Origin of the sequence: Undibacterium sp. Di27W (genome assembly GCF_049340345.1) — a bacterium.
Lineage (GTDB): Bacteria > Pseudomonadota > Gammaproteobacteria > Burkholderiales > Burkholderiaceae_D > Undibacterium.
Genome location: NZ_JBMPOS010000003.1, coordinates 286,428 through 310,678 on the forward strand (window position 1 = coordinate 286,428; position 24,251 = coordinate 310,678).

General features: G+C 51.6%; 20 protein-coding genes. 15 read left to right on the forward strand and 5 right to left on the reverse strand.

The genetic code is table 11. The annotated features are described in order from the left end of the window. Positions 1–2: 2 nt before the first annotated feature. The 10 genes from ACO0LF_RS09045 to ACO0LF_RS09090 all read left to right on the forward strand — a co-directional run bounded on the left by ACO0LF_RS09045 (position 3) and on the right by ACO0LF_RS09090 (position 11,829). Positions 3–470: a Csu type fimbrial protein gene (locus ACO0LF_RS09045; protein ID WP_423013774.1), complete on the forward strand. Its 468-nt coding sequence runs from the start codon at positions 3–5 to the stop codon at positions 468–470. Between the two features lie 203 nt (positions 471–673). After that, the gene (locus tag ACO0LF_RS09050; RefSeq protein WP_423013775.1) at positions 674–1,171 is read left to right on the forward strand and encodes a Csu type fimbrial protein; all 498 of its coding nucleotides are present in this window, start codon (positions 674–676) and stop codon (positions 1,169–1,171) included. A 345-nt stretch (positions 1,172–1,516) separates the two neighbouring features. After that, positions 1,517–3,097 (forward strand): AAA family ATPase, encoded by a 1,581-nt coding sequence (locus ACO0LF_RS09055; protein ID WP_423013776.1) that lies wholly within the window; start codon positions 1,517–1,519, stop codon positions 3,095–3,097. After that, positions 3,094–4,095: a hypothetical protein gene (locus ACO0LF_RS09060; RefSeq protein WP_423013777.1), complete on the forward strand. Its 1,002-nt coding sequence runs from the start codon at positions 3,094–3,096 to the stop codon at positions 4,093–4,095. Before ACO0LF_RS09055 ends, ACO0LF_RS09060 begins: the two co-directional genes overlap by 4 nt. Continuing rightward, positions 4,092–5,885, forward strand: coding sequence for a VWA domain-containing protein (locus ACO0LF_RS09065; protein ID WP_423013778.1), 1,794 nt, complete (start codon positions 4,092–4,094; stop codon positions 5,883–5,885). The genes ACO0LF_RS09060 and ACO0LF_RS09065 overlap by 4 nt, the downstream gene beginning before the upstream one ends. 10 nt (positions 5,886–5,895) lie before the next feature. Beyond that, entirely contained in the window at positions 5,896–6,483 is a 588-nt protein-coding gene (locus ACO0LF_RS09070; RefSeq protein ID WP_423013779.1) for a hypothetical protein, read from the forward strand. Continuing rightward, on the forward strand, positions 6,480–7,832 hold the full coding sequence (locus ACO0LF_RS09075; protein ID WP_423013780.1) for an AMP-binding protein: 1,353 nt from the start codon (positions 6,480–6,482) through the stop codon (positions 7,830–7,832). Before ACO0LF_RS09070 ends, ACO0LF_RS09075 begins: the two co-directional genes overlap by 4 nt. After that, the gene (gene pnuC / locus ACO0LF_RS09080; RefSeq protein ID WP_423013781.1) at positions 7,829–8,419 is read left to right on the forward strand and encodes a nicotinamide riboside transporter PnuC; all 591 of its coding nucleotides are present in this window, start codon (positions 7,829–7,831) and stop codon (positions 8,417–8,419) included. Before ACO0LF_RS09075 ends, pnuC begins: the two co-directional genes overlap by 4 nt. After that, positions 8,416–9,471 carry an AAA family ATPase gene (locus ACO0LF_RS09085; protein ID WP_423013782.1) on the forward strand — a complete coding sequence of 352 codons (1,056 nt, stop codon included), beginning with the start codon at positions 8,416–8,418 and terminating at the stop codon, positions 9,469–9,471. Before pnuC ends, ACO0LF_RS09085 begins: the two co-directional genes overlap by 4 nt. Positions 9,472–9,648: 177 nt before the next feature. Further along, the gene (locus tag ACO0LF_RS09090) at positions 9,649–11,829 is read left to right on the forward strand and encodes a S9 family peptidase (protein ID WP_423013783.1); all 2,181 of its coding nucleotides are present in this window, start codon (positions 9,649–9,651) and stop codon (positions 11,827–11,829) included. Between the two features lie 51 nt (positions 11,830–11,880). Here the strand turns inward: ACO0LF_RS09090 and ACO0LF_RS09095 are convergent, their stop codons facing one another. Then, positions 11,881–12,540: a glutathione S-transferase family protein gene (locus tag ACO0LF_RS09095; RefSeq protein ID WP_423013784.1), complete on the reverse strand. Its 660-nt coding sequence runs from the start codon at positions 12,538–12,540 to the stop codon at positions 11,881–11,883. A gap of 17 nt (positions 12,541–12,557) precedes the next feature. Continuing rightward, entirely contained in the window at positions 12,558–12,977 is a 420-nt protein-coding gene (locus ACO0LF_RS09100) for a DoxX family protein (protein WP_423013785.1), read from the reverse strand. Between the two features lie 77 nt (positions 12,978–13,054). Here ACO0LF_RS09100 and ACO0LF_RS09105 point away from each other — a divergent pair, with 77 nt between their 5' ends. After that, positions 13,055–13,939: a LysR family transcriptional regulator gene (locus ACO0LF_RS09105; RefSeq protein ID WP_423013786.1), complete on the forward strand. Its 885-nt coding sequence runs from the start codon at positions 13,055–13,057 to the stop codon at positions 13,937–13,939. 56 nt (positions 13,940–13,995) lie between these two features. On the opposite strand, the gene ACO0LF_RS09110 is transcribed toward ACO0LF_RS09105, so the two are convergent. Continuing rightward, on the reverse strand, positions 13,996–16,077 hold the full coding sequence (locus tag ACO0LF_RS09110; protein ID WP_423013787.1) for an esterase-like activity of phytase family protein: 2,082 nt from the start codon (positions 16,075–16,077) through the stop codon (positions 13,996–13,998). Between the two features lie 167 nt (positions 16,078–16,244). On the opposite strand from ACO0LF_RS09110, the gene ACO0LF_RS09115 reads away from it, so the two are divergent. Next, positions 16,245–17,090, forward strand: coding sequence for a hypothetical protein (locus ACO0LF_RS09115; RefSeq protein WP_423013788.1), 846 nt, complete (start codon positions 16,245–16,247; stop codon positions 17,088–17,090). On the opposite strand, the gene ACO0LF_RS09120 is transcribed toward ACO0LF_RS09115, so the two are convergent. Then, the gene (locus ACO0LF_RS09120) at positions 17,087–17,677 is read right to left on the reverse strand and encodes a UbiX family flavin prenyltransferase (protein ID WP_423013789.1); all 591 of its coding nucleotides are present in this window, start codon (positions 17,675–17,677) and stop codon (positions 17,087–17,089) included. The two genes, ACO0LF_RS09115 and ACO0LF_RS09120, sit on opposite strands and share 4 nt — an antisense overlap. Before the next feature lie 7 nt (positions 17,678–17,684). Beyond that, positions 17,685–17,996 (reverse strand): Grx4 family monothiol glutaredoxin, encoded by a 312-nt coding sequence (gene grxD / locus ACO0LF_RS09125; protein WP_423013790.1) that lies wholly within the window; start codon positions 17,994–17,996, stop codon positions 17,685–17,687. 399 nt (positions 17,997–18,395) lie between these two features. Between grxD and ACO0LF_RS09130 the strand changes: the two genes are divergently transcribed. The 3 genes from ACO0LF_RS09130 to ACO0LF_RS09140 all read left to right on the forward strand — a co-directional run bounded on the left by ACO0LF_RS09130 (position 18,396) and on the right by ACO0LF_RS09140 (position 24,249). Beyond that, positions 18,396–20,549, forward strand: coding sequence for a TonB-dependent siderophore receptor (locus tag ACO0LF_RS09130; RefSeq protein ID WP_423013791.1), 2,154 nt, complete (start codon positions 18,396–18,398; stop codon positions 20,547–20,549). A gap of 11 nt (positions 20,550–20,560) precedes the next feature. Next, positions 20,561–22,210, forward strand: coding sequence for a histidine-type phosphatase (locus tag ACO0LF_RS09135; RefSeq protein WP_423013792.1), 1,650 nt, complete (start codon positions 20,561–20,563; stop codon positions 22,208–22,210). A gap of 188 nt (positions 22,211–22,398) precedes the next feature. Continuing rightward, positions 22,399–24,249 carry a sigma-54-dependent Fis family transcriptional regulator gene (locus tag ACO0LF_RS09140; protein WP_423013897.1) on the forward strand — a complete coding sequence of 617 codons (1,851 nt, stop codon included), beginning with the start codon at positions 22,399–22,401 and terminating at the stop codon, positions 24,247–24,249. The last annotated feature ends 2 nt before the right edge of the window (positions 24,250–24,251 follow it).

Below are 24,251 nucleotides of genomic sequence, written 5' to 3' on the forward strand. Positions count from 1 at the left end.
TCATGCGCCATCTTTGCAAATTACTCCTTATCCTGATCTTGAGCGCCAGCTTTCAGGCGCATGCCCTGACATGCACGGTATCGACCTTGCCGGTGACATTCAGTACCTATGATCCGCAGTCGAATACACCTTCTGACATCAGCGGTACGGTGACGGTGACTTGTACTGAGCTAGTGTCGGTACTGGTCAGTTACAGTGTCAAACTCAATGCCGGTTTGACGGGCAGCATGTCATCGCGCCTGATGACCAGTGGTAGTTCACAACTGGCTTATCAGCTGTATACAAACTCAGGGCGAACAACGGTCTGGGGCGATGGCACGGCTGGCTCCAGCATTGTGAATGACGGCTATCTGCTCAATGTACTGACCCCGGTTGTACATAATTATTCTGTGTATGGACGCATCAGTGCCAGACAAAATGTCATGGCGGGTAATTATCTGGATACCGTCACAGTCTTACTGACTTATTGAGCCCGATTATCTGACATATTTACGTGATGCAATTTTTTCATCTCAGGAAAACCCTTAGTCGGAAAAAACAAAACTCAGGTTTACCCTGATATCAAGCCAGGCTGACCAGGCATAAAGTTCTATTGCAGCAGAGTTATTCTGATTCATGAACAAGCAACACTGATGACATACCAAGCACGACCACACCGCCAGAGGAAAATATCATGTTCAACGCTAATAACCGTCGCCAAATCGCCAAATTGCTGACAGCCTTGTGCCTGTGCACATCGGTTAACAGTTTTGCCACTACTTCCACTGGCACGCTCGCGGTTTCTTCCACCGTTTTGTCTGCTTGTGCGGTGACAGGCGCATCCCTTGCTTTTGGGACTTACGCTAGCAGTCAGATAGACAATAGTGCGTCCATCAGCATTACTTGCACTAATGGCACTGCCTATAATATTGGACTGGATGCCGGTGGTGGTTCAGGTGCAACGACAGCAGTTAGGAAAATGACGGGCTCGATCGCCGGTACCTTGAATTACTCTTTGTATAAAGATGCAGGGCGCAGCGTAGTCTGGGGCAATAGCATAGGTACTGATACTGCTACCGGCACCGGTACTGGGGCCGCACAATCTGTCAGTGTCTATGGTCGTGTACCCAGTGGTCAACTGGCAGGCGTTGGTGTGTATAGCGACACTGTCACCATTACCCTGACTTATTAATTAATTCGCTGAGAGCTGCAACTGGCAGCTATTGGATTCAATTTCTGGCGGAAATTTTGTTTCTGACAATCCTGGTTTTGCGGGTTGCAGAAACAAAAATGTGTAAAACATCTATCCGCAATCCCTCGGTCTTTATTGATACTAATCTGCTATTTTTCATTCCTGCTACGCCAGGTATTTGCTTCAGCAAGGTCGCAGCTTTAACTTTGCTTTCATTTACTTACTTTAAATGCAATATTGATACATATTGTTTGCAGGTAAGTCCTCAGAATATTCTCCAAGTCTATCCTTAGTGTGGAAAAATGCATGCTGTTCATTCATTAAATCCATGTCTGGAAATACCTGATGTCGCCTTTTAATATCTTCAACCGTATTTCACAAGCACCCACCAATCCCAAGCCTGTCGTCAAGCCGCGGCAATTTGATGTGGCAGCGCTGTATCAAGGGCCGTTACAAAGTGGGGCCGCATTGGCAGAGGGTGAGCAGGCACTTGATGAAAAGTTAAGGCAGGCTTATTTTTGGATCGTCAATAACGCCATCATCAGTCCACACTATGATATTGAATATAACGAAGGGCCCAGTCAGACCTATGCAGTGGGCGACAGCAAGCGCACCCTGACTTTACCATCGGCGCAAAGTTATTCCAGCTTTATCCTGCTGCCCTTGCTGACTTTTGTTACCCGCAAAAAGTGCCTGTTCGTTGGTGGCCCCGGGCGCGGCAAGACGGCCAGCGCGATTTTGATGGGCGTCTTATCCGGCGCACCGGTACGTGATGTGCGTCGCGCCATGCAGCATGGTCACCCACAGATGACCATTGCTGACTTGCTTGGCAATCCCTTGCCCGCGGACTTGATGGCGGCACAGAATATGGATGATATCCGCATCGCCTGGCGTAAATGGCTGGGCATGCGGGTCAAGATCATCGACGAATATAACCGCATTCCTACCCGCACCCAAAGTGCCTTGCTGACTGTGATGGGCGACAATTATGCCGAGGTATTGGGGCAGATTTATGAATGCCCGGAGTCAGCCTGGTATCTGACCGCGAATGATGACCAGGGCGGCGGTACTTATCAGGTCATTGATGCCTTGCGTGACCGCATTGATGTCACTGTGCAGGCACTGGCTTTCAATCCGCGCTTTTTGAATGACTTGCTGGTACGCATAGAAGAAAACATACGGCCAGAAGAACTTATGCCGCGTGAGTTGATTTTTACGGAAAAAGAGGTAGACCGCGCAGGCGAAGAAATACGCCAGATAGAAGTACCACCAGAAGTAAGACACAGGCTGGAATTTTTTTGCAGCCAGTTTGAATTGTTTGAAACAGCCGGTGCCCAGTTTGAATATATGACCAAGGACACGGCGCGCCTGTCAGGCATGGACTGGGGGCAAATCGTGGCAGCAGACAATGGCCGCGACCGCCTCAAGGATCTAGGTTGCCAGACCATGAACGGAGTATCGGTACGTAACCTCATGACCTTGCTGATCTACGCCAAATCATTGGCTTATTTCCGTGGCAATAAGAGTGTGGAGCTGGATGACTTGCGCCAGATACTGCCCTTTGTCTTGCTCGATAAATTGCATCCAGACATAGACGCGCCCTTTTTCTCCCGTCCCGAAAATGCTGCTTATAAGACTGATCGTCTGGGCTGGTTACGCCGCTTGTTTGATCTCTCGAATGATGAATTCAACCGCCTGGATCTGGACAGGGATGATCCGGTAGGGGAGCTGGCAGCTGAATTTGCCCAGGGCTTGAATGATGTCAGTGAGCGCGATACCAGGTCCAGATTGACCAGGATAGAAAGGCTGATAGGCGAGCGCGTCAAAGGCCGTAAATTATATGGGCATTTATACGATGATTTGCTCAAACTGAAATACCTGCATCAGCGCTATACCAATTACCTGAAGTGGTTGCGCTCGCAATGATATCTGGTCCATTTGCTCAGGTACTGGCTGCGGGCCGTAGCCAGTTCAATGCTAGGGTAGTTGAAGCCCGGCGGCGATATCCCGCTTTTGATGTGCAGGCTTTTGCTGATTTTTTGCAAAACAGCGTCGCTCCTGTCATGCAAGCCGTCGCTGTGCACATGCCAGACAGAGTCGCCATCATTGCCCTGACAGCCTATGATATTGCACTTGAGCTGGTTGGCCAGGCTTTGACGGGTGCCGGTGCACGCAGCAAAATTGTTGACCGGGTGTGGCAGGATTTGTTGCCTGCCTATACCCACATCCTGGTTAACGCCCCAGCCGAAGTGTTTGCCTTGCTGACGAATGCCGCCCTGAATATAGAAAAAACTCCAGGTGCCAGGCCAGATCAGTGGCTGGGTGAAATGAAAAAAATTGCCCCCCAAATCACCAGCCTGCCTGCTTTGCAGGCTACCGGGCAGGTTTTGGCATGGCGTGCTGGCATGACACATTTCAGGGAGGGCGCGCTGGCAGTAGCGGATACTCTGCCATCAGCATTGCTATTACAATTGCTGGAGGCAGAACCAGGCAGTGACTGGCTAAAAATCAAAACGCAAATGCAGCAAGACCCCTGGTGGTGCCCGGATGTGGCGCGCAGGAGTGCGCTGAGTCAAGGCCGCACTGTCGGTCAGTTCACTGGCTTTGGTGGAGCTTTTCCTGCGCCGCCTGAGTTGCGTGCCTGCGAATATGGATTTTGGGTGAAAAGTGCCGATCGTTACTTCTTGCTGATGGCCGATGTCTACGGTGCAGTCTTGCATACATCCAGCAAGGATGAATTTGAGCATGGTGCTGTGCTAACGGATATCGTTGCCGCCAGCTTGCAAGACAGCACTCTGCAAACCAGAGGTGCCAGGCATGTGCTGAATTTGCCTGCCAAGGAATTACTGCTGACCTGCAATCTGCATACGGCCGCCGTCAGCTCTCCCTTTACCTATGGCATCAGCCTGTACCCGCTGTCATGAACACGCCATCCACAGATCAGCAAACTCTGCTGGCCACATGGCAAGCCGCCTGGCCGCAAGCGCTGGCAGCATGGAGCAGGTTTACCCGTCTGCATCATCCCCTCTTATGTGAAAGCCGGGTAGAAGCCGCACAAGAAGGTTTGAGCGGCAGCTTTGCCATGATACGTCTGGTCGATCAAAGCGTCGTGGTGGATCTGGAAGGTATACAGCAACTGGGCTTGCAAGATTATGCGGTAGAAATTCTGGCCCATGAAGTCGGCCACCATGTCTTTGCACCCGGCAGCGTGACTGAGCAATTTCGCTTGTTGGCGAGGATACGCCGTGCCTTGCCCACGCTGGAAAAATTTGCCCCCATGGTCGCTAATTTGTATACCGACCTGTATATCAATGACAGGTTGCACAGGCAAGCCAGTTTGCGTATGGCAGATATTTACCTGCGTCTGGCACAACATGGCAAAGACCAGAGTGAAAGCGCTGCGGCTGCCAGCAGCCAGATTTGGGCCATGTATATGCGCATCTATGAACACCTATGGAAACTGGAAAAAGGCAGCCTGATCGCCAGCCAGGCCGTCAGCACAGAAATGGATACCGATGCCTGGCTGGGTGCTCGCCTGATACGTGTGTATGCAGGTGACTGGATGCGTGCGGCCGGCAAGTTCGCCACGCTCTTGTTGCCCTATCTGATTGCTGATAACGAAGCCAGCGCCAGCCAGCAAGCGCTGGCCCACTTGCATGACACCAGGGATGCCGCAGCCGGTTGCGAACCCATAGGTGCGCAAGACATAGAAGCGGACGAGATTGACGGTGCTATCCACCCGGCCAGTGATCCTTTGGTATCAGGTGTTGATGATATACAGACAGAGCCGACTGAAACGACGGCATCCTCCTCATCAGGGCAAACCCGCGAGCCATACGAGTATGGCGAAATCCTCAGGGCAGCAGGCATCAGGATGACTGACCATGAGATTGCCATACGCTATTACCGTGAACGCGCCTTGCCGCATATTGTGCCCTTTCCAAAACGACCCAAACCACAATCGCCAGAGCCGCAACTAGAAGGCCTGGAGCAATGGGATATAGGCGAGCCTTTTGATGAGATAGACTGGCTGCAAACCTTGCTGCAATCGCCACGCCCCATACCAGGCCTGACCACAGTGAAGCGCGCTTACGGTAACGAACAGGGTAAAGACCCCGGACATATACCGGTAGACCTGGACATGTATGTAGACAGTTCCGGCTCCATGCCCAATCCGCAAACACATACCTCTTACCTGACACTGGCTGGTGCCATCATTGCCATGTCAGCCTTGCGCGCGGGTTCGCGTGTACAGGTGACTTTGTGGAGCGGTAAAAACGAAACTTTGCAAACCAGGGGCTTCGTGCGGGATGATGCAGAAATCCTCAGTGTATTGACAGGATTTTTTGGTGGTGGCACCTGCTTCCCCATACCTCGCATGCGCGAGACTTACATGAACAGAAAACCAGCAGACAGGGCAGTGCATATATTGATGATTTCTGACGATGGCATTACCACCATGTTTGATAAAGATGAATTGGGTAATAGCGGCTGGGATGTCTCAGCCAGGGCCATGGAGGTAGCGCGTGCTGGTGGCAGCATGGCCTTGAATTTGCCATCGAACTGGGAGCAGGAATCCAAATACTATGCACAAGTACCACGTGACCTGAAGCGTGCCCGTGATGAGCAAGGCTGGCATATCCATGCTATCACCCAGTTTGAGCATCTGATGGAATTTGCCCGCATATTCAGTCAACAACATTATCTGAGATAAGTAGAAAATCATGGATAACATAGGCCCCATACTGGAAACCCTGACGCACAGGCTGGCAAATACACCGCCAGATTTCATGGATGAACCGCGTATAGCCAGGAGTGCAAAAGGCGTGGCCGTGGCAGCCCTGGTCAATGATGTGCTGAGCATGCTGGGAAATACTTCAACACTCAATCATCTGGAACAGTTTGATGGCAGCAATGCCAGCAAAGACAGGAATCGTCTGGCCCTGACCATGATTACCACCTGGTTGCTGGCGGATGAATGGTTTATCAAGGCAGCCCTGCCAGCAGCTCAGTTCATGAGCATACTGGAGCAGGCCGTGGCCGAGCTGGCTGCTACTACTGCGGCCCACAAATTCAGCAATGACCCTGACAGGCGCGAAGAATTGGCGAGGGTGGTGCTGGCACGTTTGAATTTCCGGCCTTATGGTGAAAGCCTGGCGCAAGCGACGGACAGATTATCCAGCATCAGCGGCATAGAGCGTCGCCGCCTGGTCGAAGCCAGCCGCGCAGCAGAAGAACGCGCCCGCGCCATACGTGAAGCTTTGGCGAAAAAAGCAGCAGAAGAGTCTGCGGACAAATGGACACGTGAATGAGTCTGGCCACATCACAAGAGATCAGCAATTTTCCGACTTTGTCTGAGCACGGCAAGGCTATGCTGGATTTCATGGTCGAGCATCCATCAGCGCCGGCTTTTCGCAATCATAGTGGTAATCGCCTGCTTGCCCAAGAAGTGGAAGAATTACGTGAATTTGAAAATGCACACCTAGCTGCGCCCGTTGCCTGGGCACCTGGCATCCTGCCTGACTGGCTCGATCAATTTATAACGCATGTTTTTGCCCATGTACCACATTACCGCAGCCTTGGTTCTGTCCCCAAAAAATTGGTAGATGTCCCTGCTATCAGTCGTGCAGACCTGGCAGCAGATATCGCGGCTTTTGTACCGGATACGGTGGAGCTGGCAAGACTCATCAATTTCCGCACCACCGGCACGACGGGTCACCCCATGCTCATTGCTTCCCACCCCGTGGTGGCGGCACGCTACCTGACTTTCCATAAGCGCGCCTTGCTCTTGAACGGCATCACTTTGCGGCATGGACGTGGGCAAGTCGGTGTCGTCCTGGTGGGTTTTCAGCAACGCTGTTTTACCTATACTTCAGTCACACCGACCATGGATGATTCTGGCCTGGCCAAGATCAATTTGCATGTCGATGACTGGCGCGATCCGGCAGACCGGGCATGCTATCTGGATGCCCTGGCACCAGAGGTCATGACTGGTGACCCGCTGTCATTTGCCGAACTGGCAAAACTGGAGCTGACAAAATTACCGCGCGCCCTGATCTCGGTGTCCATGGCCATGTCACCCGGTATGCGGCACATGCTGGAGGCGCGCTTTCGCTGCCCTGTGCTGGATATTTATTCCCTCAATGAAGTTGGGCCAGTGGCAGTCTATGATGCTGCTGTTGGCGGTCATCTATTATTGCAGCCTGAATTATATGTAGAGATACTCGACAAAAACGGCCAGCCAGTAGCAGCAGGCCAGCGCGGTGAAATCTGCCTGTCAGGCGGCTTCAATTTTTGCATGCCCCTGCTGCGTTATCGCACCGGTGATTTTGCTGCGATGGCGAACAGCATCAAAGGCCCCATGCTGCTGGGCCTGGCTGGCCGCTCGCCAGTCCGGTTCCAGACCAGGACGGGTGACTGGGTGAATAATATCGATATCACGCATGCATTACAGGCTTTGCCCTTGCCACAATATGGTTTTCATCAAAAGGCAGATGGCCGCAGTATCATCCGCCTGGCCCCGTCTGTCATGTACCTGGCGGATCAGGCAAAGCAGGCTTTAGCAGCCTTATTTGATATTCAACAGCTATCAGTAGAAATGATTACTACTGAGGATAAAATATTGCAATACACTTCCGACCTCGAAGGCGCTTACCCTTGATCTCAGCATTAGAATTATCTGCCAATGCAGTCACGACCATTTCCATACTCCTGGCGGGTCGCAATAGCGTACATACCTGGTGGACAGGCATCCTGGGCAGCATCTTGTTTAGTCTGGTATTTGGCCAGGCCCTGCTGTATGCCGATGTATTGCTGCAATTATTTTTTATCCTCACCAGTATCATAGGCTGGTGGCAATGGCTGAAGGGGCGTAATGGTACTGCTTTACCAATCTCCAGAGCAGGTAAGTCCAGCTATCTCTGGTCCCTGCCTGTGGGTTTGCTGGCGACACTGGCTTATGGTGCACTGCTGCATTACTGGACCAGGGCCTATGCCCCTTTTGTTGATTCTGCGGTACTGGTGTTTAGCGTCATCGCGCAAATATTATTGATGCAAAGGCGGCTGGAAAACTGGATGTTCTGGCTCCTGGTGAATACCATCGCCGTGCCCCTGTATGCCAGCCGTGAATTGTATTTAACTGCCTTCCTGTATGCGGTTTACTGGATCAATGCCATTGTGTCCTGGCTGGCCTGGCGGAAAAATATCAACAGTGAGCAGACCATTGCATTTGTTACTGCGACAAAATGAGCAAGTCATTTCAGCGTGGTTTGATCGTCGGTAAATTTTGCCCTTTGCACAAAGGGCATGAATACCTGATAGCACAGGCCAGCGAGGCATGTGCAGACTTGCTGCTCATCAGTTATACCAAGCCAGAGTTTCCTTTGTGTGGCCCGCTGGAGCGTGAACGCTGGCTGGCATTATCATTCCCGCATATCCAGCGATTGGTTATTGATGATGCGATCTTGCAGCGTTTATGTATAGAACGCGGCATAGCTGACATACCAGAAATCCCGCACAATGATGCAGCAGAAGAAATGCACAGGCAATTCGTTGGCTGGTTATGCCTGGTCCTGCTGGAAACCACAGTCGATGCTGTCTTCACCAGCGAAGACTATGGAGATGGTTTTGCTGCAGTGTTGACGCAATGTTTTCAGCAACATGATCCTGGACTGCCTGTAGTGACGCATATCAAGCTCGATCAACAGCGTATTACGGTACCAGTTTCCGGCACCAGAGTGAGACTTGATCCGCATGCAAATAGAGCTTTTCTGTCTGCTCATGTGTATGCCAGCTTCGTCAAAAAGATTTGCCTGCTCGGTGCCGAATCCAGTGGTAAAACCACCCTGGCTGCGGCACTGGCCCAGCACTTGCAAACCCTATGGGTACCCGAATATGGGCGTGAACTGTGGGTAGCAAAAGAGGGGAAACTGCAGTTTGAAGATATGGAGGCTATCGCAGTAAGGCAATTGGCAAGCGAAGATCACTTAGGTCCGCAAGCGGACCAGTGGCTGGTTTGCGATACCTCACCGCTGACGACCTTGCTGTATAGCCTGGCGATGTTTCAGCGAGCTGCTGATGCCTTGCAGCAGATGGCAAATACGCAATACGATTGCATCATCCTTTGTGATATCGATATTCCCCTGATACAGGATGGCACGCGCCAGGACCATGCTTTCCGCCTGCATCAGCAAGCATGGTATGTGCAGCAACTGAGGCAGCGGGCCTTGCCTTACTTGCTCGTTCGCGGCAATGTGGAAGAGCGGCTGTCCCAGGTCATGGGCTATCTGGCTGGCAAATAAAAGTCACCATAATGCAGGCTTGCCTTGAGATTTTTAATGCAGGCGCACATTTTTCTGAGCATTATCTTGTTCAATTCACTGCTGTGAACTGTGTGGCAGATAAGTAGTCTTAATCAAAATAGGCAAGAAGTTCATCGCTTTATGCCATATTCACAATAAAAATATATGAGGGAAAATATGAAAAATCGCTTGGCATACGGGGTATTGCCGCTCTTGCTGGTGGCCATCGCCGCACAGGCACAAGATGGCATGCTCAGCCTGGAAATGCTGTATCACCCGACAAAAAAAGAAAAATTTGATACCAGGCCGCTGACACGCCTGGCCTGGGATGCGCAAAACCGTTTGATAGAAACACAAAGCAAGGATGGCATAGTCCAGCAATTTGTTGTCAATCCAGCTAGCTGGGAAAAACAGGCCCTGGCCGCCGATGGCAATATCCTGGCCCTGATGACAGCAGCAGGCATACCCGAAAAAGAAGCCAGGGCCCAGGTCGACAAGCTGACACCACAATTCAAGCCAGACTTGAAATCTTATCTGTTCACTTATAAAAATGATTTGTGGTTGCTGGATTTGCAGCAGGGTAAAGTCAAAGAACTGACACATACACCTGAGCAGGCGGAAGATGAAGCGATACTCTCACCTGACCTGAAGTCCGTTGCCTACCTCAAAGGCAATGATATCTACCTGACCGATGTCGCCACTGGTACAGAAAAACGCCTGACTACAGGTGGCAATGAAACCACCTTCAATGGCCGTCTGGACTGGGTCTATATGGAAGAGATTTATGGTCGTGGCCGCCTGCGCGCATTCTGGTGGGCACCGGATTCAAAAAAAATCGCTTACCTGAGTTTTGATGAAAGCAAAGTACCGGTCTATACCCTCAGCGGTGACCATGTACAACCTGTCAAGACTGAGCGCACGCGTTATCCCAAGGCTGGTGATCCCAATCCTGAAGTCAAGCTGGGTGTCGTCGATATGGCGGGCAAAACCAGCTGGACAGAAAACCCTTATGCAGGCAAGGAAACCCTGATCGTACAAGTCGGCTGGACACCCGATGGCAAGTTGCTGGCATCCTGGCAAGATCGTGTGCAAACCTGGCTGGATTTGCGCCTGTATGATGGCCAGTACCGTAGCAAGCCCTTGTTGCGCGAAAGCAGCCCGGCCTGGACTGAGCGTCTGCCTTTGCCGCAATTCTTGAAAGATGGCAGCTTCGTCTGGGAATCTGATCGCACTGGCCATCATCATCTGTATCGCTATGACCAGCAATATCAATTCAAGGGTGCGATCACCCAGGGTGACTGGGACATACGTATGGTCTATGGTGTTGATGAGGCGCGCAGCAAAGTCTTGTTCTCAGCGAACGAGCGCAACCCTATAGGCAATGATGTGTATGCCATCAATCTGGATGGCAGCAAGCTGCAAAGATTGACGACTGAGTCTGGCAGCCACAACGCGCGCTGGAATAGCGCTTATACCCATTTCATCGATAGCTGGAGCAGCATCAAACAGCCGCCCAGGCAGGCAGTATTCAATGCCGAAGGTGTATCGCTGAAGCTGGTCGATGATGTTGGTATGCCTGAGAAAATGCAGGGTTTGAAGCTTGCCAAAGTCACGCAGCAACAAATCAAATCCCGCGATGGCTTCCTGATGGAAAGCCAGTTGTTCCTGCCACCGGATTTTGATCCTAAAAAGAAATATCCGGTTTACCAGCATCTGTATTCTGGCCCCATGGCACCGCAAGTAGTGGACCGCTGGAATAGCAATCTCTGGCACCACTTCCTGGCGCAGCAAGGCTACGTGGTATGGGTATTGGATAACCGCAGTGCCAGCAACAAGGGTATCGTCAGCGCCTGGCCAATACACAAAAAACTGGGTCAACTGGAATTGCAGGACCAGCTTGATGGCCTGGAATGGTTACGCAAACAGGGCTGGGCCGACATGGACAGGATAGCCCTGAATGGCTGGAGTTATGGCGGCTACATGACTTCGTATGCGATGACACATAGCAAGGCCTGGAAAATAGGTTTTGTCGGTGCACCCGTGACGGATTACCGCTTGTATGACAGCGTTTATACCGAGCGTTATATGGGCCTGCCGCAAGATAATGCAGAAGGCTATGACAAGGGCAGCGTGTTGAAAGCCACCAAGGATTTGAGTGGCAAGATCATGATCATGCATGGCACCATGGATGACAATGTGCATCCGCAAAATACTATCATGTTCATTGATGAACTCATCAAGAATGGCAAGGACTATAGCCTGCAATTGTACCCAGGCGCAGGCCATGGCCCGCGTGGTGACTGGACCATGTGGTCGCTGCAAAAAGCCAAATGGGAATTCTTGAAAAACAATCTTTGATTCTTTCATCCCGGAAAATAAAAACGGTGCAGATTTACCTGCACCGTTTTTTTATTGCATGCGACGTGATAAAGCAGAACCGCGCGCACGTAGAAACTCCAGTAATAAAGCCACATAATTTTCATGGGCTGCACTGCGCACCGACGCACGTTTCTGTAATGCGCTGCGCCAGGCTGTCAGTTTGGGCAGATAGGCAAAGAAAGCAAAATCAGCGATCTGCTCAAACACTTCGAAGTAGCGAAATACAGGTGCGAAGGCGGCGTCCACCAGGCTGAAATTTTCACCCGCGAAATACGGGCCTGCACCTAGATGGTTTTCCAGGATAGAGAGTCTTCCCTGTAATTCAGCGATCTTGATGGCGAGTGTACGCTCGTCAGTGGCATTGTAGAAACCTGCTATGCTATTCAAGGTGGCAGAAGCAAATTCTATCCAGCTGCGATGCATTGCTCTTTCCAATGCTTTCTCGGGGTGCATTTTGGATAGCGTGGTTTCATCCAGGTATTCACAAATCACGGCAGATTCAAAAACTGCTTTCCCATTGACGACCAGGACGGGTGTTTTGCCCAGTGGGGATATCTGCAAAAACCAGTCTGGCTTGTTCGCCAGGTCTATATCCACACGTTCAAAAGCCAGACCTTTTTCTATCAGACTGATCGCTGCCCTTTGCACATAGGGGCAAAGGGCGTGGCTGATCAATATATATTTGCTCATGTTTGCTACTCCTGCACTCAGGCTGGTGAAAAACGGCGGCTGCTGCGCAAGGCAAAAGCACCATCACCCAGGAGCCAGACGGCGATTGATGTCACGATGAGAAACACGGGATATTCCCAGCCACCGTTAGGGCTGGTGTGTACCCAGCCATTACCAAAATGCACAGTCGCGGCAACAGCCATGATAGGCACCAGGGCCAGCGCCACCTGGCGGCTGTAAATACCCAGCACCAGCGCTATGCCACCCAGTAATTCCAGCGCAAACACGGGGTAGGCCAAAAAACCTGGATAACCTATGCTGGTGAAAAATTGCGCCGTGCCTGGCAGGGTGAATACAAATAGTTTTAACATGGCATGGGCTATCCACATGATGCCCAGACTGATGCGCAACAAGCTGATGCCGTAAGCATTGCTGCTGGATATATTTGATTGAGTCATTTTATTCTCCAAAAAGTGATGAATGGCGCTAATATAGAATTTCATCATTGCAATGAAAATAGGCATGGAAGCAAAGCATGAATGCAAAAACGCAATACAGATTAAATGCAGCCGACCTGGAAGTAGTGCTGGCGCTGGTGCGTACCGGCAAACTGGCCGAGGCGGGTGAACGTCTGTCACTGGATGCTTCCACCGTATTTCGCAGCATACAAAAACTGGAAAAAGGTCTGGGCCAGCGCTTGTTTGAACGCTCGCGCACCGGCTATCAAGCCAATGAACTGGCACAGGAACTAGCCGTGCATGCCGAGCAAATGGAAGCGCAACTCGAAGCTGCCCGCTCAGCCATGCAAATGCAGCCAGATCAGGTGGCAGGTGTGGTACGCATTACCACCACAGACACTATCTTGCATGGCCTGCTGGCACCGGTTTTGAAGCCCCTGCAATTACTGCATCCCTTACTGAGCCTGGATTTGTATGCAGGCAATGAACTGGCCAGCCTGACCAGGCGTGATGCTGACATTGCCATACGCGCCAGCAAACGGCCACCCCAGCATTTGATAGGCAAGCATCTGGGGCCGATACGGGTGGCCTTGTATGCAGGCAAGACCAGCAAGATCAAACACTTTGACGCCGACATCGCACAGCGTCATCACTGGATAGCACCTGACGATGCCTTGCCCGAACATCCGTCTGTCGTGTGGCGCAAGAAGCATTTCCCCAGGTTGCAGGCGACTTACAAGGTGAATAGCATACTCACCGTGGCAGAGCTGGTGGGGCAGGGCCTGGGCCTGGGTATCTTGCCGCTGTTCCTGGCGCAGGGGCGCAAAGACGTGGTGCAACTGACAGATGTGCTGGATGAATGCCAGACTGAGTTATGGCTGCTGACGCATACCGAGGCCAGGCATTTGCGCCGGGTGTCGGCGGTGTATTCCTATCTATCGCAAGAGATGGTATTGAATTGAAAAAAAGCCGCTGTGAGCTTTTAAACTCACAGCGGCTTTTTATCGGCAAGACAATATCAGGACGGGATATTGAAGTCAGCCAGTTTTTTGCTGAACTTGAACAGCCAGATACGATTAGGGCGCTCAGTATCCGCACCACGACCAACGCGCATGGTGTTGCCGGCGGTACAGCCCAGGGCACCTGCGGTTGTCGTCAATGCGCCATTGGCATCGACCGTACACTTGGTGACATCCGCACCCACCACGATGGCTCCCGCAGGATCAACAATCACGGTCTTCATGCCAAAGTCATCATCATTCGTCAACGCCAGGGTGTTTTCATCGACCAGGGCCAGGCCTTCGGCTTTTTCTGCCAGCCAGCCTGCATTGTTCAGGTCAAACAACGGAGTCTTCTTGAGCAGGACGATGTCCGCATAGTTAACGCCATTCACTGCTGCACCTGTCATGCTGCTTTTTTCCAGGTCTGTGCTCATGTTGGCGATATCAGTTGCATTGCTCGGTACCTGTACCAGCATGAGCTTGTTAAAGGCCTTGCCATTCGGGTCTGTACCCTGTTCTATGACGATGAATTTGCCATTGCCCAGCGATACCATATCCCCCAGTTTTGCATTGCCAGTCTTGCCTGCGGTGTATTGGGTGCTGTCTATGGGGTAGGCATACAGCCTGGTTTTTTCTGTCGTCGGGTCAAATTCTACCCAGCGGTTGAACCTGGCATAATCCTTGATGCTTTCACTGGTCGCTGCCGTTGCACCTGGTACGATGTAATTGGCCTTGCCATCATCGAGTGGGCTTTGGATAAAGCCATTCAGCTTGCCAGTGGCAACTTCCAGTGACAGACCCTCCATGCCACGGTTGGCCCGGCGCTTCAACAAGACCGCAGGCAAGTCACCAGCGCCTGTGCCTGGCTGGTATTTTTTCTGAATGATGCCAGTGGCTATATCTATCTTCAAAATGAAAGGACCGTATTCATCCGACACCCAGACTACCCCACGTGCCGCATCATAGACGATGGATTCGGTATCGAGACCATAGTCGCTGAAGGTGGTTTTGCTGGTGGCGTCGTATTTTGCTGAGTCATTCAAAGGCACTTCAGCAGAAGAGCCAAGCTTACCCGCTGCGATAGACAGGCCGGATGCATTGATGGTAGGGCTGAACTTGATGGGTGTGCTGGATTTCAGGACAGCGCCATCCTTGCCTATGCTGATCAGGCCAAAGGAAGGCGTGAAGCTGGGAGAGGGGAAGAATTTGGCGTCACTCGTACCAGTAGCGCCAGGTGTCACTACCGAGTTAGGCACCTTGGGGCCATCGCCATTAGGGCCGCGGTCAGTGATGCCATAGAATTCCAACGAACCATCAGCAGCCTTGCCCTTGAAGGTCAGGCCAGAACCATAGGAGGGCAAGAAGCCTTTTGGGAATTCTGCCTTGACTGCAGCATTGCTACCTTCATACGGCACGAAGAATTTATCTGCCGCCTGTATCTGATAACGCGTGACGCTGGCGCTGACCGTGCCCAGGGTATTGGTTTGTGTGACAGTATCAACAACAGGTGTGCCCAGCCTGGATGCCATGGTGTCTTCAAAATGTTCGCGTACGAGGGTGCGGCGATCTGCATCCACGCTGAGTTTTTGGTAATTCGCTGGCAGTTTGCTTAATACTGCAGTCAGTGCCGTATTGAAGTTGGCAGCAGTGGCATTGAAATCCAGCGTCTGGCCAGCGAGTGCAGTCTTCACTGTAGCAGGTATTTTGATACCTGTAGCAACATCATTGTCTTCATCCAGCAATTGCAGCAATAGCAGGCGATTGACCACGCTGTCATCCTTGACATTGCTGGAGCCAGCCAGCGTCAAGGGCGTTGCAGTTGCCGCGCAAGGCGCATTACCCAGGGCGATGCCACCGACTGAGAAGGCGACGGTGTCACCAGCATTGCAATTAAAGCCGCCAGTAGCAGATGTGCTGAGTTTGCTGCCGCCAGCGATGGAATAATCCAGCCCTTCCACTGCCGCATCCAGGAATATCCCATTGACTGGCGTAGGTGTGACTGGGACGACAGCCGTATTATTGTCGCTGCCACCGCAGGCAGTCAGCAGCATGGCTGCAGCCATGCTGCTCAGCATCAGGTTTTTGCTACTTTGCTTCATTTGATATGACCTCTTGAGTACGTAAATTTGCGTGAAAATTCTTGCCCGCGAATGTACTAGCTGCATGTGACGCAGCAATGACAGCATAGCTAGTGGACTTGCTGTCGTAATGTTAAGGTCATAAATGACAACTATAGTGTGCGCACCTTTTCCATGGAGTGCCTGTCATGATGAAATCTGCCGTACGTAGCACAATCTTTAGCCTGGCTCTAAGCTTGCTGCTGCCTTTGGGTAATTCGGTAGCTGCCAGCAATATGGTGCCTGACTATGAAGTGAAGCTGCTAATGAACCCGAATGTAGTCCTGGACAGCGATCACAAACTCAAAAGCACGGTTCTTAATACCTTCAATATGCCTGCATCTGTGACCAAGATGAATGTCTTGTTCATGGATACCAATGCCAAGGATATTTACAACAATACCTGGATAGCACGGATACGCAAAACCGAAGGTGAAAGTGATTTTGAGCTGACCTATAAGAAGCGCTATGCCATAGACAATGGCAATATCAGCGAAGCCCTGTACAAAGCCAATGCCGAAGGTTTTGACTCTACAGAAAAGAACTATGAAGCCCAGGTGGAATGGGGATATCAAAAGAAAACCCTGAGTATTTCGAATAGCAAGACAGATAGCAAATCCGGTTATAGCGGCATGGATTTGCCATCCAGCAGTGACTCCCGCAGTCTGCTCAAAAAGAATATCCCTGGCAAGCTGAATAACTGGCTGTATAGCGGCTGGGGCAGCGCCATGCTCGATAGCTCGCGCAAGTATGGTCCCATCCTGGCCAAGCGCTCAGTCGGTACCTGGAGTGGCTTGAAGCTCTACATAGAAGTCTGGCCCATCCTGAACCAGGCGGGTACAGGCATTGACTACATCGTGGAAGCCTCATTCAAGACTACGAGTGAAGCAACAGCTTCTGCCAAGCATGATGAATTGCAGGCTTATCTGATTTCGCGTGGATGGTTTGTGGCAGAAGATTCGCTGAAGACCCAGCTCATCATGGATAGGTATTAAGAGTCTTTAAGGCCTTGCCAGCGTGGAGTCAGTTCATGCGGCAAGGCAAACATATCGAGTACCCGACCTATCGTATGGTCGACCATTTCTTCTATGCTTTGCGGGCGGTGGTAAAAACCGGGCAGGGGCGGGAAGATGATGCCGCCCATTTCCGTGACGGCGGTCATATTGCGCAAGTGCGCCAGGTTGAACGGAGTTTCGCGCACCATCAAAACCAGGCGGCGGCGCTCCTTCAAGACCACATCGGCAGCGCGGGTGATGAGATTGTCGGATAGTCCATGTGCGACTGCGGCCAGGGTCTTCATTGAGCAGGGCGCGATGATCATGCCGTCTGACAAAAATGAACCGCTGGCAATGCTGGCGCCGACATCACGCACATGATGGACCACATCGGCCAGGGCTTCTACATCCTTGCGCTTCAAGTCCATTTCCTGGTGCAGGTTCAGTACCCCTGCTTCAGAAATCAGCAAATGACTTTCCACTCCAGAAATATTACGCAAGACTTGCAATAGCCGCACACCATAGATGGCACCTGTTGCACCAGTGATGGCAACAATCAGGCGCTTAGTGGCAGCGACTTCAGTCATGCCTTGCTTAGCCTTTCAGCAAAGTCTGCAATTCACCGTTGTCAAACATTTCATTCATGATGTCAGAGCCACCGATGAATTCACCTTTGACATACAACTGCGGTACGGTAGGCCAGTTGGAAAAATCCTTGACGCCCTGGCGCACTTCCGGGTCTTCCAGCACATTCACGGTGACCATGTTTTGCACGCCACAGGCTTTCAGCAATTGAATCGCACGGCCAGAAAAGCCACATTGCGGAAATTGGGCAGTACCCTTCATGAATAAAACCACAGGGTTTGCAGTGACAGTTTCTTTGATCCAGCTTTGTACGTCGCTCATGGCTATCTTCCTCAATTCAATAATTATTACGAATACTCACATTATAGAGGAAAGCACTAGCCATTGTTGCTGATGTGCCTGCCAGCTTAACTGCATCAGTATAGAAATGTGTTCAATCAGGCAAGATTTTGCCATGCAGCCAATGCCTGCTTCCCATGCATTTCCCGCTTGCCCAGGGTCATTGCCTCGTCATATTCCATCCCTATGATTGCGCTTCCTCGGGGGCATGCACAAATTGCCTGATTTTCAGGATGGCAATTGAGGGCTGAATTCATGTGATTTTGTTAATTGCAAAAGCACTTTTAGCACAAGTTTCCAATCAGACATCTGCCAGGTGAAAGCAAAAAATCTTGCTTTCAGGCTTGAGTTTTGTTTTTTCATTATTTCTTTGAGATTTCTATGCAATCGAATTTTTCTACTGGCACCTGGCGTATGAGTAAATTGCAGCAGGCACTTCTTGCTGCTGGCCTGTGTACCGCTGCTCTTCACAGTCCTGCTGTATTTGCTGCAAACGAAGCTGTGAATGAATCGTCAGCTGGAGAGGCAGCTCCTTTGTCGCAAGTGATCATCAAGGCGACGGTAGAAAAGAAAAAATTGAGTGACAGGGTCAGCACTGGTGTGCTCGGTCGCCGCTCGGAACTGGATACACCATTTTCGACCAAGGCCGTCAGCAGCGATGAAATCGAAGACAGGCTGGCGACCAGTATTTCTGAAGTCATGAAATATGATGCCTCAGTGACTGCCATCAGCCCACCTATCAGTACCCATCCGGCCACCATACAAATGCGCGGTTTGCGCCTGGATGATTTGAATGGCTACAAGATCGATGGCCTGGCCAATATCAATCGTGGTACAGAAATGCCGCTGGAAATGTTTGAAAGCATAGAGGCGTTAAAAGGTTTATCTGGCTTCATGTATGGTTTTGGCTCACCTGGTGGCATCATCAACTATGTCAGCAAGCGCCCAACCACGGAAAAAAGCTTTAGTGCCGCGCTGGGTTACCAGCAAGGTGGTGCCATCAAACAGCATATTGATGCTGGTGGTCGCCTTGGAGAAGATGAGCGCTTTGGTTATCGCCTGAACGTACTGCATGAAGACGGTGGTGTGGCTGAAGAAAGTGGTTCAGTCAATCGCAATGCTGCTGGCGTGAACCTGGACTGGCGTTTGAACGACAAGCTGGTGCTGAGCCTGAATGCGATCTACCAAAAACGTAAAACCGTAGGCGGTACGGATGTTGTCATCAGCCCTTCTTTCGCCTTGCCGCAGCCTATTGATGGCACAACCCGGCTCAATAGCGATGGTGCTGGCAGCGATGTTGAATACAAATTGACGACTCTGGGCCTGGATTCTCAGTTTGCGCCAGGCTGGACAGCCAATCTGTCTTACCGCGGTTCAGATTCCACCCGCATCTACAAAAAAGACCAGTATTACATCACGGCAGACAATGGCAATTACCGTGACAGGGTCACGTCGGAATACCATGCCTATCAATTCTCTCAGGTACAAGTGGGACTGGAAGGGAAGTTCGCTACCGGCTCTTTGCAGCATCAATTGGTTGCCGGTGCAATGACACAGGAGCTGACTTCGACTTCCTCCGTGGTCACACCCAAGACTTATCTGGGCACGGGTAATCTTTATTCACCTACCATCATCTCGGTCGCCTCCATCAACTATAGCGGCGGGATTTATCAGGATGAAAAAACCAGGCAGGATGCCGTATTCGCCAGCGATACCATCAAGCTCAGCGCTGAGTGGTCAGTACTGGCTGGCTTGCGCTATACCAAATTCAAGGATACTGCTTACACAGTTAAAAATACTGAAGCGGCGAATTACCCGGTCAACAAAACCACGCCTACCGTGGCGCTGATGTACAAACCCGCAACTGATACCACGGTCTATGGCAGCTACGTAGAAGCACTGGAACAAAGTGCCAGCGCACCGGCATCCACAGCGAATGCCAACCAGACTTTTGCGCCGCTGAAAAGTAAGCAGCTGGAATTTGGGGTGAAGACTGAACAAAGCGGCTGGAATGGCAGTGCCTCATTGTTCCGCATAGAATGTGGGGCACAATACACGAATAGTGCGAATTATTTTGTACTTGATGGCCGCACCCTGTACCAGGGACTGGAAATCAATAGCGTAGTGCAGGCAGCGAAAAACCTGTCGCTGGAAGGCGGTATCATGTTGCTGGATGCTACTTTGAAAGATGCAGCCGCTGCCGTCACTGGCAAACGTGCGGTAGGCGCACCAAGAAAACAAGTCTCGGTACAATTGACCTGGCGTCCAGAAGCATTGCCTGGTCTGGCTTTGCACGCAGGCACGCAATACCTGGGTGAATTGCCCATGGATGCGGCCAATGTCCACAGCCTGTCCTCTTATGGTTTGTTTGATGCAGGTTTGAATTATCGTGCCAGGGTAGGTGGGAAAATGCTCAGCATACGTGCGAATATTTCCAATATCGCCAACCGTAAATATTGGACTTATTATCAGGAAAATTATTTGAACGTAGGTTCGCCGCGCACGGCCAGTGTGAATGTCAGGATGGATTTCTAAATACCCGCACTATGAGAGCTAATTTTATCCCGGTCTGTACGCTGCTAGCTGGCCTGATTTTGAGTGTGAGTCATCATGCGGCGGCAACTGAGACGGCGACTGCGGCTGGGCTTTACTACCAAACCAAGACTCCCTATCTGCCTCAGCAAAGCCTGGCGACTTACCAGGCAGTGCCGGCTGGTTATCGCGCAGTACACACGCAAATGCTGGCAAGGCATGGCTCACGTGGTTTGACCGGCCCCAAGTCTGACCTGGCACTTTATAGTCTGTGGTTATTGGCGCAAAAAGAGGGCGCGCTGACAGCGCTGGGTAGCAAGCTCGGCCCCGATATTTTTCAGCTCATGCAAACCCATGCCTTGCTGGGCTATGGCATCAAGGGTATCAGCAAACCAGGTTATGGCAATGAAAGCCAGCAAGGCATAGATGAGCATTTGCAACTGGCCGAGCGTATGTACCAGCGTTTGCCAGCCTTGTTCCATGCCGCTGCAGATACGACAGGTTTGGCAGATACGGCCGATACGACACTAGCCAGGAAAATCATGGTCCTGACTTCAGGCAAGGACAGGGCCGTGGACAGTGGCTATTTCTTTGTGCAGTCACTCATACGGCAACAGGCCAGCCTGCAAAAGCTCATCGTTTACCCGCCCTCGCTGGCACCGGCGGCGGAACAGGACCATCAATCACGTCCGCTGGGTACAGATCGTTTTTTACTGTATTTCCACAAACTCAGTGCTACTCAAGACAAAGTCAGCGACCCAGGTGACCCCCTGTTCGCCACCTATGAAGCCAGCCAGGCTTACCAGCGCTATAACAAGAGTAGCGAACTGCGCAGCAAGGAAGAAGCCGTGCTCAGCCAGCCGCAATTGGCCGTGGCCGCCCAGGTCGTCTTGCAAGCCTTGTTCAAGCCAGATTTTATCGCGGCACTCGAGCAGGGCAAATACCGTGTCAGCAATACAGGCAGCTACAGTTTTACCAGCAGCGATGGTAAGTTCACTGCTACTCTGCGCGGAGATGGCGATACTGAAATCAATTCCGCAGTCGATGCAGCACTGGCCGTATATGATTTATACAGCGCTGCCGCCGACATGCAAGCCGAGCTGAAGTCTGACTTCAAGGCCTACATCATGCCCGGGCAGGCCAGGGTTTTTGCCACTGCCCATGATGGTTTAAGCTTTTATGGCAAAGGGCCGGGCATGACTGAGCATGCCGATGTCACTTATCGCATGGCGGGCAGCTTGCTCAAGGATTTCTTTGATGAACTTGATGCAGTCGCCAAATCGGATCGGTCGCATGTGGCCAAGTTGCGCTTCGCCCATGCAGAAACCGTCATCCCCATGGCATCCCTCCTCGGCCTAAAGGGCATGGCCAGCCAATTGCCAGGCAATACCCTGTATGACTATGCCAATAATCCCTGGCGTGGTGAGCTGGTGGCACCCATGGCAGCCAATATACAGTGGGATGCCTACCGTAATGCCCAGGGACATATGTTGGTGAAAATGTACTATAACGAGAAAGAAAGCCATTTCAAGCCAGCCTGCGATGCGGCACAAATCTCACCAGGCAGCTTTTATTATGATTATGCGGGTTTGAAGAATTGCTATTTGAAGCAGTTGCCTGGGTTGTCTGGGTTGTCGGGGTTGTCTATTGCTAAGGGGAAATAGACAAGCCTGGAAATTTATTAAATTGAGTAATAAGCTTCTGCGATTTTAGTTTTCATTAGTGCTACATTAACAGCCTGGAGCAGACAAATGCCATCTTGCTGGAGACCCGTATGCACATGAGTGACACTGGAATTTTTGCAGAGCAAGTAAAGCCAGGTCCTGGCATAAGTACTGTGTCATCGGCCCGCATGAAGATAGAACAAGCTCATGAACGCTCAGCCGCTTACGGCATCCCGCGTACTGCCATGCCTGATTATGGCCCACTGGGTAAAAGCGACCTGGCCGATTTACTCGCGCAAAACCGCGTCTTGCATCAGCATGCCCTGCCGGTCATGGAAAACCTGTATGAGCAGATAGTCAATACCCATAACATGGTCATCCTGACCGATGTGCATGGGCTCATCATCCACACCCTGGGGGATGCAGACTTTCTCGAAAAAGCCGACAGGGTGGCACTTAGCCCTGGCGTAGCCTGGTCAGAAAGCAGCAAGGGGACCAATGCCATAGGCACGGCGATAGCCGAAAAATCACCGACCATTGTCCATGCAGACCAGCATTACCTGGAGGCCAATAGCTTTTTGACTTGCTCTGCCGCCCCTATCTTTGATGTCATGGGTAATGTCATCGGTGTGCTGGATGTCACTGGCGACCAGCACAACTTCCACAAGCACACCATGGCCCTGGTGCGCATGTCGGCGCAAATGATAGAGAATCAATTATTTGCCTCTTCTTTCCAGGATGCAATCAAGCTCAGTTTCCATAGCCGCCCCGAGTTCCTGGGTACGCTGATGGAAGGCATCGCCTGCTTTGACAGCGAGGGCCGCTTTTTGTCGGCCAGCCGTAGTGGCCTGTTCCAGCTGGGCTTATCCATGTCTGCCTTGCAGGCGCACACTTTTTCATCCCTGTTTGGCTTGCCGGTATCAGCCCTGCATGCGCATTACCGCACGGCTACTCCGGGTTTGCTAACGCTATGCCTGCATAATGGTGTGCGGGTATATGCCAAAAGCCAGAACCTCAAGCCGCCCTCAACTGCGGCCAGGCATGTGCTGGATAATGCCCGCCAACCCAAGGTGGTGGAGGCCAGGAGCAAGCTGTCCAGTCTGCATTATCTCGACACTGGCGATGAGCAAGTTGCCCGTGCCATCGATAAACTCCAGCGTGTCCTGGGGCGTGATATTTCCATCCTGGTGACAGGCGAAACCGGCACCGGCAAGGAATTGCTGGCCCAGGCCGTGCACAATGATTCGCCACGCAAATCCAGCCCCTTTGTCGCAGTCAATTGTGCTTCCATACCCGAGACCCTGATTGAATCCGAGTTATTTGGCTATGAGGATGGTGCCTTCACCGGGGCGCGCAAGAAGGGTAATATAGGCAAGATACTGCAAGCCAATGGCGGCACGCTATTCCTCGATGAAATTGGCGACATGCCGCTGAACATGCAGGCGCGTTTGCTGCGGGTCTTGCAAGAACGCATGGTGACACCGCTGGGCAGCAATAAATCCATACCCGTCAACCTGGCACTGATCTGCGCCACCAATCGCAATTTGCGCGAGATGATTGCCAAAGGCGAATTCCGGGATGACCTGTATTATCGTTTGAATGGCCTGGTGGTGCGTTTGCCGCCGCTACGTGAACGCTCGGACCTGGATATCGTCATCAGCAAGGTACTGGCAACAGAAAGCGAAGGCAGGCAATACCGGCTTGCGCCAGAAGTCGTGCAAGTCTTCCATACGCATGGCTGGCCTGGCAATTTCCGGCAACTGACCAATTTGCTGCGCACCGCCATCGTCATGACGGATGCCGATATGGAAATCCGTCTTGAGCATCTGGCAGAGGATTTTCTGGAGGACCTGGATTTACCAGTAACACCGCTGGTCTTGCCCAAATCGACAAAAGCAGCCAGCCTGGATGCGCTGGAAATGGATGCCATACAACTGGCCTTGCAGCAGCATGGGGGTAATGTCACGGCTGCTGCCAGGGCACTGGGAGTATCGCGTAATACAATTTACCGCAAGCAGGCCAGCTGGAAAAACGGCTGAAA